Source organism: Micromonospora sp. ATCC 39149 (genome assembly GCF_000158815.1).
Taxonomy (GTDB): domain Bacteria; phylum Actinomycetota; class Actinomycetes; order Mycobacteriales; family Micromonosporaceae; genus Micromonospora.
The window spans coordinates 4,782,753-4,791,946 of the sequence record NZ_GG657738.1 but is presented as its reverse complement, the minus strand read 5'-3'; the positions used below and the strand labels follow the sequence as shown (position 1 = coordinate 4,791,946).

Below are 9,194 nucleotides of genomic sequence, written 5' to 3'. Positions count from 1 at the left end.
GCGGCCAGCAGCACGACGAGCACCGCGGCAGCGCCGGCCGCCACCGGCCACCCGCCAGGGCCGAGCCGGCTCACCGAGGCCACCGGCACCCCGGCCGCGCCCTCGACGGTCGCCCCCGAGGGGGCGGGCGCGCTCAGCGTCCCCGCGTCGGCACGCAGCACCCCGGGGGCGTCGGCCGGCTCCGTCTGCCCGGGCAGCGCGGCGATGGTCGTCGCCGGGGCGCGGTAGACCACGTCGGAACACGAGTAGTACGTGTCCTGGGTGTCGGAGTTCTGCCAGATCGTGTAGATGAGGTGCCGCCCGGTCTTGCCTGCCGGCAGCCGCCCCGCCATCTGGTACGCCCCGTCCCGCAACGGCGGGTCGGTGGCCGTCAGGAACGGCTCGGCCTCCAGGTCCACCCAGGTCAGTCGCTGCCGTGGGTCGTAGCCGTCGACGGTCGAGTAGAGCCGGAACGTGCCCCGGTGCGGGATCGTCGTCCGGTACCGGAAGGTGAGCCGACCGCCGGCCTCCAGTTCGGTCGCCGGCCAGTCGGACCGCGCCAGGTCCAGCCCCCGGTACGCCGACAGCCCGCCGCTGCACAGCTCACCGTCGGGGATGCGTTCCCGGTCCCGCCCGTCGATGCGCGCCACCCGGATGTTGTCCCACTCGCGGACCGCCGCGCCGGCCGACACGGCAGCCCGACAGGCGGGGGTCGCGGCGTGGGGGCCGCCGGGCCGGCAGGCGGCGGCGCGGCTCAGCGGGGTGGTCGGCGCGCCGTGCGCGTACGCCGGCGGCGCGGCGAGCGCCACGGTCGCGGCGACGACCGCGACGGCGGCGAACATGCGGCGTACGGCCATGGTGTCGACCTCCCGCGCACTGGTACGGACGCGGGGCGGCAAAGGTTCGACGGCTCCCGCCGCAGCCTGCTCAGGCCACCGTCCTGATCGACAGCCTCACGCCCGACTCCGTCGTCCCGGTCGGCAGCTGCCAGGGCCTCAACTCGCCGGAACACGACGGCGGCAACCAGGAACTCGGCGACATCATCGTCTCCCACCAGCTCAGGGCGGCCGGCCGGCAGGCGCATCCGGGCGGGTCACAGGGCTCGCCGCCGGACCCGCCAGACGACCACCATGAGCAGCGCTGCGGTCAGGCTCAGGAACAGCGCGGCCTCGATGAGCTGGAAGGTCCAGAAGCGCTCGGCGGGGTGGAACTCCACCCACTGCAGGACCCCGCGATCGCGTAGGTGGGTAGCCAGGTCCAGGCCGGACCGCCGGGCGTCCTGGTCCATGTGGTACACCTCGGCCAGACCGAGCCGGCGGCCGGCGGCGTCGGAATAGCCCGTCGCGAGGATCCAGTCGAGGTGATTGCCGGTGGACGTCCTCGGCCCGCCGACGTCGACCGTGGTGTCCCCCGCGGTCACCGGGTTCGCCAGGGTCTGCGGCGACGCGTAGTACGGGCGCAGCGCGCCGGCAACGGCGACCCGCACCGCGAGGAACGCGGCCAGCGCCGCCGCGAGCGCGGGCAGGCTGCGCCGCAGCAGCACCCCGGCCGCCGCGGCGAACGCGAACGCGAACAGCGCGTACGCAGCGGGAACGACGCCCTCCAGGTCGAACGCGTCGGCGGTGAACCGACCGTCGAGCACGTCCAGCGGGTGGCGGTACCAGGTGACCACGGCGCTGAGAGCGAGGGTCAGCACGACCGCCAGCGAACCGAGCGCGGCGAGCTTGACCGCCAGCCACCGCATCCGGGGCACCGACTGCGTCCAGGCCAACTGCCACGTGCCGGTCTCCAGCTCGCGGGCCAACAGCGGTGCGCCCAGGAACGCGCCGATGACGAACGGCAGCAGGTTGAACAGGGACAGCATCTTCGAGGCGTACCCGTGCTCCTCCCACAGCCGCTGCAGCGCCACGGCGCAGCCCTCAGCGACGGAGCCGCCCGCGCAGCGCGCGACGCCGTGCGGGAAGAGGCCGTGCATGGACGTCCCGAGCAGTAGCAGGACGGCCGCAGCCACGGCGACCAGCAGCGCCAGGACAGTGGCCTCGGCGCGGTGCTGACGCCAGGTCAGCCAGGTCATGCCGCCACCGCCTCTGCCGTGGGGGCCGGGGTGCGGCGCAGATAGGCGAGCACGAGTTCCTCCAGCCCGACGGGGTTTGCCTGCCAGCCGGGAGCGGTCGGGCCGCCGCCGTCGCGTACCAGCAGGGTGGTGTGGCGGTCGCTGTGCGTCGCCGACACGATGGTGGCCGAGCTTTCGGGCTCGGCGGAGACGCGCGGGCCAACGAGCAGGCGGTGTTCGGCCAGCAGGGTCTCGATGTCCCCGGTGAGCGCGACCCGGCTGCCGTTGAGCACGACCAGGTGGTCGCAGACGCGTTCCAGCTCCGGCACGGCGTGGGAGGAGAACAGCACGGTGACCCCGTCGACGGCGACCGCGCCCATGAGCACCTGGAGGAACTCCAGGCGGGCCACCGGGTCCAGGGCGGCCATCGGCTCGTCGAGCAGCAGCAGGGCGGGGTGCTTGGCCAGGGCCAGCGCGAGCGCGACCTGGGCCTGCTGGCCGCCGGAGAGGGCGCCCGCGCGACGGTCCAGCGGAATACCGAGTTCCGCCATGCGGGTTTCCACCAGGTGCCGGTCGAAGCGGCGGTTGCAGGACCGGCCGAAGCGGATCAGCTCGGCGACGGTGAAGTGCTTGAAGAGGGGATGGTCCTGGGCGAGGAAGCCAATGCGCGCGAGCACCTGCGGGGTGTTGGCCGTTGGGTCCTCGCCCAGCACCCGCACCGTGCCGGCAGTCGGCGCGAGCAGCCCTGCGGACAGGCGCAGGAGGGTGCTCTTGCCCGCGCCGTTGGGCCCGATCAGGGCGATGACCCGGCCGGCCGGAACCTCCAGGGTGCAGTCGCGCAGCGCCCAGGTACGGCGGTAGCGCTTGGACAGCCCTTCGGCGGTCAGCGCGATGTCTGTTGCTGTCATGCGGCTTCCTTGTCGATCGATTGCTGCACGGTGGTGAAGAGGGCTGCGGCCGCCTGCCGGTCGAGCCCTGCGGCGTATGCCTGGTGCAGCCACGCTTCCAGGCCACGCCGCAGTGCGCTGTACGTCGCCGGAGACAAGGCGGCGGTCTGCGTGGAAGTGATGAAGGTGCCCTGCCCTGGGCGCCCGACCGCCAGGCCTTCCTGCTCCATCTGCCGGTACGCCTTGGCGACGGTGTTCGGGTTGATCGCGAGGGTCTCCACGACCTCACGGATCAGCGGCAGCCGGTCGCCCGGCTGCAGGAACCCCAGCAGCACGGCCTGCCGAACCTGCTGCACGAGCTGCAGGTAGGTCGGCACGCCCGAGTGGCTGTCGAGCCGGAACACGAACATGCCCGAACATTACCCCTTTACTAGTGAAGTAGTAAAGGATCCGCGCGGACGACCGGATCTCACCGGCGGGGCTCAACCACCTCCGCTAGAGGCCCGGCGGGGCGGCGCACGAGACGAACCCTGAGGACGCCTATATGGTGGAATCGCAGGTGAGCGGTGCAGATCGAAGGCGCCTGGCAGCTACGGCTACCAGCAGGGAGGACACGATCCCAGTGACGTCGGCCATGCCGAACGCGACCCGCAACACCCGTCAGCGGGCTGAGGTGCTGACGTTGCTGCGCGAGGTCGAGGGGTTCCATTCGGCGCAGCATCTTCATCAGATGCTGCTCGCCCGGAAGGCGCGGGTCGGCCTCACCACCGTGTACCGGACCTTGCAGCTGCTGGTCGAGGCCGGCGAGGTGGACTCCACCCGGCTGCCCGGCGGTGAGCAGTTGTTCCGCCGGTGCAGCCAGAGCAAACATCATCACCATCTGGTCTGCCGCGAGTGCGGACGCACGGTGGAGGTTGCCGGGCCCGCCGTGGAGCGGTGGGCCGACCGGATGGCCGCTCAGCACGGCTTCACCGACGTCGGCCACACCCTGGAGGTCTTCGGCATGTGCGCGGAGTGCTCACGCTGACCATCGCCGATCCGGCCCAGTCACCCGTGGGCCCTGATCGAGCTGGTTGGCGGCACGCGGCTGTTCGAGGCGGCGGGCGGGTTGGCATACCACCACCTCTTTCCTCACGTGCCGGCGCAGGTCGCGCAGATGCCTCTGACGTCGAGTCGGTCAGGATGTGGGGTGAAGCCGGTGTGCTGGTGCAGCTCGCTGAGCCAGCCCGTCACGATCTCGGGCGGGCACTCGGTCACCGCGTCGCAGCGGGTACAGATCAGGTGCTGGTGCGGTGCCGTACCGCAGTGGCGGTAGGCACGTTGGCCGCCCAGGTCGAAGGTGTGCAGCAGTCCGGCGTCGGCGAGGCTGTGCAGCGCTCGGTAAACAGTGGTCAGGCCGATGTGCCGCGCGGTGCTGGTGAGTTCGGCGTGCACCTGCTGAGCGGTGAGCGGGCGGGAGTGTCTGGCCAGCAGCGCCAGGACGGCGCGACGCTGCGCGGTGGGCGTCAGACCCGCGACCCGCAACTGCGTAACGAGGGGCGTGGTCATGGCGGTTAGGGGTGGACGCCGAGCGTCTCGCGCAGGTCGGCCGTCTCGGCGGGGATGTCGGCGCGCAGAGGCTTGACGCGCGCTCGACGGTCCGACCACTCGGCACGGATGTGGTCGCGGGCGATCGTCAGGTACCAGGCCCGGTCCTGCCGGGCTGCGCCGACCGGCTGCGGTGCCAGGGCCCAGTCGACGGGTGCCCCGGTGCTCATCATCAGCCCCGGGGTTCGCGGCGGGCGTACTTCTGGCGAAACTTCTCGACGCGGCCGGCGGTGTCGAGCAGGCGCTGCTTTCCGGTCCAGAAGGGGTGGCTCGCGGCGGAGATCTGGACGTCGATGACGGGGTAGGTGTTGCCGTCGGTCCACTGGATCGTGTGGTCGCTGGTGGCGGTGGATCGGGTGAGGAAGGCGAAGTCCGCGCCTTTGTCGCGGTAGACGACGGGTCGGTACTCGGGGTGGATGCCGGGCTTCATGCGGGTGACGCTCCTTCGGTGTTGGTGTTGGGCGGTTCCTCTGCTTCGAGGGGGAAGCAGCCGGTGAAGGGGTCGTGGTAGGTGCGCCAGGTTTCCTCGCCATCGGCGAGTTCGGCGTCGGTGAGCAGGCAGCCGGTGAGGGTGTGGTGCAGCTCGGCGGGATCGATGTCGAGGCCGATGAAGACGAGGTGTTGGTGGCGGTCGCCGTAGTAGGGGTCCCAGTCGAGGGCTGCGGCGAGACGGCGCTGGTCCTCGACGTGTTCCCAGCGGTCTTCGGGCAGGGCTGCCAGCCAGTGTCCGAGGGAGCCCATTGCCAGGCCGCCGCCGGCGAATTCCCAGGCCACTACGGTGTCGGGTTGGCTGGCCAGCCAGAGGTGGCCCCGGGAGCGGATGATTTCGGCGTTGACGTCTTCGAGGACGTCGTGCAGGCGTTGCGGGTGGAATGGGCGGCGGGCACGGAAGACGGTGGAGACGACTCCGCAGTCAGGCTCGGGTTCGTGGATGCCCAGTGTGTAGCCCTGTAGACCGCGGGTGAGGATCCCGGGGGTTTCCGGTCGGTGCCGACGGGTGTGGCGCAGCTGACGGGTCAGCGTGCTGGCGTCGACACGGTCGTCGTCGACACGGATGTGGGCCGCCCACGGTGCCATTCGCTGCAGCAGGATCGCCATCCTGCTGGTGTCGAAATCTCCCTCTCGGGACTGCCCCCACAGCAGCAGGGTGTCGGCGTACTCGATCTGCCGGACCACCACGTCGGCGAGCGCGCGGTGGTCGTCCTCGGCGGCCTGGATGCCGAGCGCGGTGAGGTCGTCGGTGCTGGCGAGGCCGTCGAGCAGGTGCTCGGCGTCGAGGACGGTGACATAGGAGTCGACGCGGAGAAGGTCGGTGATCGGTGCGCCGTCGATGAGGCAGTAGGCGCAGGCGGCGGCGACCGCCTCGGGTTCCACCACCTCGGGCAGCATGAGCACGAGGTCCTGGCCGGGGTGGCTGCGGGTGAGCCGGACGAGGGTGGGCAGCACGTCCTCGCGCAGGGTGCAGGAGACGCAGCCGTGCCGCAGCTCGACCTGCTCGTCTTCGATGATGCCGGCGCTGGAGCGGACCACCCGGCGGACGAGGCCGTCGCGGATGGCGGTGAGGTCGTGCCGTACGAGCAGCAGTGACGGATCGGCTGCGAGAAGTGCGCGGGCGACGGCGAAGGTCGCCGCCGGCCAGAACCCGGACAGCACGGTCAGTGACGGGCGGGTATCAGCGTCGGCTGTCACGGCATGGGTCGGAGCCTGTGGTGACGACGACATCGTGTTCCTCTCGACTTACTTGAAAACGATTGTCATTCTAAGCACATGGAAGTTGCCGAAGCCAGCGGTGAGGTGCGGACGCACGGGGTCGAGGCCCGACAGTCCGGCGACGTCCTCACCGTCACGGTTCAACTGAGGTTCGGTCCCGCCGCCCGCGCGGGGGACCTTGGCCGTCTCGATGCGCTGCTGGCCCTTCTGGGCGGCGACCCGGTGTCGATGTCGCCGCCGGAGGAGCCGGATCGTCACTTGCGGATCGATCCGCAGGCGCGGGCGGTGTACTGCGGTCGCACCGAGGTCGCGCTGACCCGCCGGGAGTACGACCTACTGCTCTACCTGGCCGAACATCCACGCCAGGCCTTCACCCGGCGGCAACTTCTCCAGCACGTCTGGGAGCAGTCCCGCACCAGTCCCCGCAGCGTGGACGTCCATGTCCGGCGGTTGCGCGCCAAGTTCGGCGCCGATGTGCCGGTGGTGACGACGCTACGTGGTGTCGGCTACCGCCTCGGGGTCGACTGCGCCGTCGAGATCGTCGACGCCCTGGCGTAGATGTGACCGAACAGCTGATGTAGAACTGAAAATCGTTGTCGTTACGGTTATGATTTCCCTCAAGGAGCGAGCACTGTGTCCCGACGTTGTGACGTCACCGGCGCGAAGCCGAGCTTCGGCAACGCCGTGTCCCATTCCCACCGGCGCACCCGCCGCCGCTGGAACCCCAACCTGCAGAACCACCGCTTCTGGCTGCCCTCGCAGCGGCGGTGGGTCAGCCTCACCCTGACGGCCAAGGCGCTCAAGACCGTGGACCGCAAGGGCATCGAGAAGGTCGTCGCCGAGCTGCGTGCCCGGGGAGTGAAGCTCTGATGGCCCGCCAGACCGACGTGCGGCCGATCGTGCGGATGCGCAGCACCGCCGGCACCGGCTACACGTACGTGACCCGCAAGAACCGCCGCAACGACCCGGACCGGCTGGTCCTGCGCAAGTACGACCCGATCGCGCGCCGGCACGTCGAGTTCCGCGAGGCACGCTGATGGCGAAGAAGAGCCTGGTCAACCGGCAGACCCGCCGCGAGGAACTGGTGGCCCGACACGCCGAGGCGCGAACCGAGCTGAAGCGGCTGGCCGCCCACCCGGACACCGACCCGGACGCACGCGCCGAGGCGGTACGCCGACTCAGCCGGCTACCGAGGGATTCGAGCCCGGTACGGCTGCGATCGCGCGACCAGATCGACGGCCGCCCACGTGGAGTGCTGACCCGGTTCGGGCTGTCCCGGGTCCGGTTCCGCGAGCTGGCCCTACGCGGCGAGATGCCCGGAGTGCGTAAGGCGTCGTGGTGATGTCGTCACCAGCGCCAACGGCGTGGGAGGCCGGCCGGTGGAGCACCGCCGGTTCGGGCCACATGTACCACTGCCCGCAGGTGTGTGGTGTGGAAGGAGAGGTATGAATGCGACGGTGAGGGCTCGCGGTCTCGCGGGCCTGGTCGCCGGGGCGGTGGTGGTCGCCGGCACGGTGCTGGCGCCCGCCACCGCGTCCGCGGCCGAGAAGGTGGTGCTGTCCAAGGGGCACACCGACGCGATCGACGTGCACTACGACGGTGGCGCGCTGTCGTTGAAGGTCAACGACGACACGGTCAGCCCCGCGGTGCAGCGGGATCCGGCGGACGTGACGTTCCAGGTCCTGCCGGGGGCGGCCATGGCCGTTCCGGACGATCCCCGCTTCGCCTTTCTCGGGCCGGCGGGGAGCCAGGTCTGGCTGCTGCCCATGACCCAGGACCCGGATCTGCTCTGGCCGGGTTGGAACACCACGACGCTCGACTCCGGGGTGTTCGAAGGAAACAAGGTGCGGCTGAGCCTGGTGGGCGTACAGGGGCCGGGCGACGTCACGCTGTTCACCCAGGACTCGTTCGGCGGCCCGATCATCAAGTTCCGCAATGCCGACGGGCTGCCGGACGCGATCGACGTCCCGGTGAAGACCCACGCGCACTCGAACTGGGCGTTCAGCGCGCTGGGCAGCTACACCCTCAAGTTCCAGGCCGACGCGACCCTGACCAACGGCACCACGGTCAGCACCGGGCCGGTCGACTACTCGTTCGTCGTCGGCGAGTTGCCCGGCAGCGGGCCCGAGGTCGACTTGTCGATCAGCGGCATGGCCGACGAGTACCAGCCGAACGACACCGTCACGCTCAACGCGGTGCAGACGCCGCAGACCGAGCTGAACAACTACCGCTGGTTCAGCAAGTGCCCGGGCGCGGCCGACTGGACCGTCATCCCGGGTGAGGCGGGTGCCAGCTACTCCTTCACCGCGACCCGGCAGCTCAACGCCTGCGAGTACGTGGTCAAGCTCTACGACGACGATCACGCGATCGTCGCGGCCAGCGAACCGGTGACCCTGTGGGTGGCGTTCCCGCCGCAGGAGCCGGGTACCTCGCAGACGATCACCGCGTCGATCGACGGAACGCAGGGCTCGCTGGTGATCAGTGTCAATCCGGACGACCGGGCCGTGGTGCTGCCGCCCGCGCAGCTGAACGTGGCCGGTGACCGGTGGGAGAGCATCGGCGAGCTCCGGCCGGTCACCGTGACCGACACCCGCGCCGGCCAGCCGGGATGGAGCGCGTCCGGGCAGATCCCGGCGGACTTCACCGGGCCGGCCGGGGCGACGTTCAGCGCCGGGTACCTCGGCTGGAGCCCTCGGGTGCTGGCTCAGGGCTCCGGGCAGGGCGTGGTCGCCGGCCCGGTGGTGGCACCGTACGTCATCGGCAGCGGCGGCGGCCTCGGCAACAGCGCGGTGCTGGGCTCGGCGTCGAGCGGTGCCGGGCGGGGCACCGCCCAGCTGGGCGCGGGGCTGCGGCTGAGCCTGCCCACCGAGACGGCTGCGGGGACCTACACCGCGACCCTCACCCTCACCGCGATCTGACCACACCAACACGTCCGGTGGCGCGGCTCAGTGCCGGGCCACCGGACGGTCGCGGGGTGG

Annotated in this window: 14 protein-coding genes; 6 read left to right on the top strand and 8 right to left on the bottom strand. The window is 71.0% G+C overall.

Annotation, left to right across the window (positions count from 1 at the left end; genetic code table 11):
- The 4 genes from MCAG_RS20905 to MCAG_RS20890 all read right to left on the bottom strand — a co-directional run.
- The coding region (locus MCAG_RS20905; protein ID WP_007074975.1) for a lytic polysaccharide monooxygenase at positions 1-836 on the bottom strand (836 nt) is incomplete at its 3' end.
- Between the two features lie 236 nt (positions 837-1,072).
- The gene (locus MCAG_RS20900) at positions 1,073-2,053 is read right to left on the bottom strand and encodes an ABC transporter permease subunit (protein ID WP_007074974.1); all 981 of its coding nucleotides are present in this window, start codon (positions 2,051-2,053) and stop codon (positions 1,073-1,075) included.
- Positions 2,050-2,940 carry an ABC transporter ATP-binding protein gene (locus MCAG_RS20895; protein WP_036374512.1) on the bottom strand — a complete coding sequence of 297 codons (891 nt, stop codon included), beginning with the start codon at positions 2,938-2,940 and terminating at the stop codon, positions 2,050-2,052. The genes MCAG_RS20900 and MCAG_RS20895 overlap by 4 nt, the downstream gene beginning before the upstream one ends.
- Entirely contained in the window at positions 2,937-3,329 is a 393-nt protein-coding gene (locus tag MCAG_RS20890; RefSeq protein ID WP_007074972.1) for a GntR family transcriptional regulator, read from the bottom strand. The genes MCAG_RS20895 and MCAG_RS20890 overlap by 4 nt, the downstream gene beginning before the upstream one ends.
- Before the next feature lie 224 nt (positions 3,330-3,553).
- Between MCAG_RS20890 and MCAG_RS20885 the strand changes: the two genes are divergently transcribed.
- Complete coding sequence (locus MCAG_RS20885; RefSeq protein ID WP_198141601.1) at positions 3,554-3,946, top strand: Fur family transcriptional regulator; 393 nt, start codon at positions 3,554-3,556, stop codon at positions 3,944-3,946.
- A 104-nt stretch (positions 3,947-4,050) separates the two neighbouring features.
- On the opposite strand, the gene MCAG_RS20880 is transcribed toward MCAG_RS20885, so the two are convergent.
- Genes MCAG_RS20880 through MCAG_RS20865 form a run of 4 tightly spaced genes read right to left on the bottom strand, consistent with a single transcriptional unit; the run spans position 4,051 to position 6,228 of the window.
- Positions 4,051-4,467: a Fur family transcriptional regulator gene (locus tag MCAG_RS20880; protein ID WP_007074970.1), complete on the bottom strand. Its 417-nt coding sequence runs from the start codon at positions 4,465-4,467 to the stop codon at positions 4,051-4,053.
- A gap of 5 nt (positions 4,468-4,472) precedes the next feature.
- Entirely contained in the window at positions 4,473-4,679 is a 207-nt protein-coding gene (locus MCAG_RS20875) for a hypothetical protein (protein ID WP_007074969.1), read from the bottom strand.
- On the bottom strand, positions 4,679-4,936 hold the full coding sequence (locus MCAG_RS20870; RefSeq protein ID WP_007074968.1) for a type B 50S ribosomal protein L31: 258 nt from the start codon (positions 4,934-4,936) through the stop codon (positions 4,679-4,681). The genes MCAG_RS20875 and MCAG_RS20870 overlap by 1 nt, the downstream gene beginning before the upstream one ends.
- The gene (locus tag MCAG_RS20865) at positions 4,933-6,228 is read right to left on the bottom strand and encodes a GTP-binding protein (RefSeq protein WP_007074967.1); all 1,296 of its coding nucleotides are present in this window, start codon (positions 6,226-6,228) and stop codon (positions 4,933-4,935) included. Before MCAG_RS20865 ends, MCAG_RS20870 begins: the two co-directional genes overlap by 4 nt.
- Before the next feature lie 45 nt (positions 6,229-6,273).
- On the opposite strand from MCAG_RS20865, the gene MCAG_RS20860 reads away from it, so the two are divergent.
- The 5 genes from MCAG_RS20860 to MCAG_RS20840 all read left to right on the top strand — a co-directional run bounded on the left by MCAG_RS20860 (position 6,274) and on the right by MCAG_RS20840 (position 9,134).
- Complete coding sequence (locus MCAG_RS20860; protein ID WP_007074966.1) at positions 6,274-6,774, top strand: winged helix-turn-helix domain-containing protein; 501 nt, start codon at positions 6,274-6,276, stop codon at positions 6,772-6,774.
- A 75-nt stretch (positions 6,775-6,849) separates the two neighbouring features.
- Positions 6,850-7,086 carry a 50S ribosomal protein L28 gene (gene rpmB / locus MCAG_RS20855; RefSeq protein ID WP_007074965.1) on the top strand — a complete coding sequence of 79 codons (237 nt, stop codon included), beginning with the start codon at positions 6,850-6,852 and terminating at the stop codon, positions 7,084-7,086.
- Entirely contained in the window at positions 7,086-7,253 is a 168-nt protein-coding gene (gene rpmG / locus MCAG_RS20850) for a 50S ribosomal protein L33 (protein WP_007074964.1), read from the top strand. Before rpmB ends, rpmG begins: the two co-directional genes overlap by 1 nt.
- Positions 7,253-7,558, top strand: coding sequence for a 30S ribosomal protein S14 (gene rpsN / locus MCAG_RS20845; RefSeq protein ID WP_007074963.1), 306 nt, complete (start codon positions 7,253-7,255; stop codon positions 7,556-7,558). Before rpmG ends, rpsN begins: the two co-directional genes overlap by 1 nt.
- 103 nt (positions 7,559-7,661) lie before the next feature.
- Positions 7,662-9,134, top strand: a complete 1,473-nt coding sequence (locus MCAG_RS20840; protein ID WP_198141600.1) for a choice-of-anchor M domain-containing protein — start codon at positions 7,662-7,664, stop codon at positions 9,132-9,134.
- Positions 9,135-9,194: the final 60 nt, after the last annotated feature.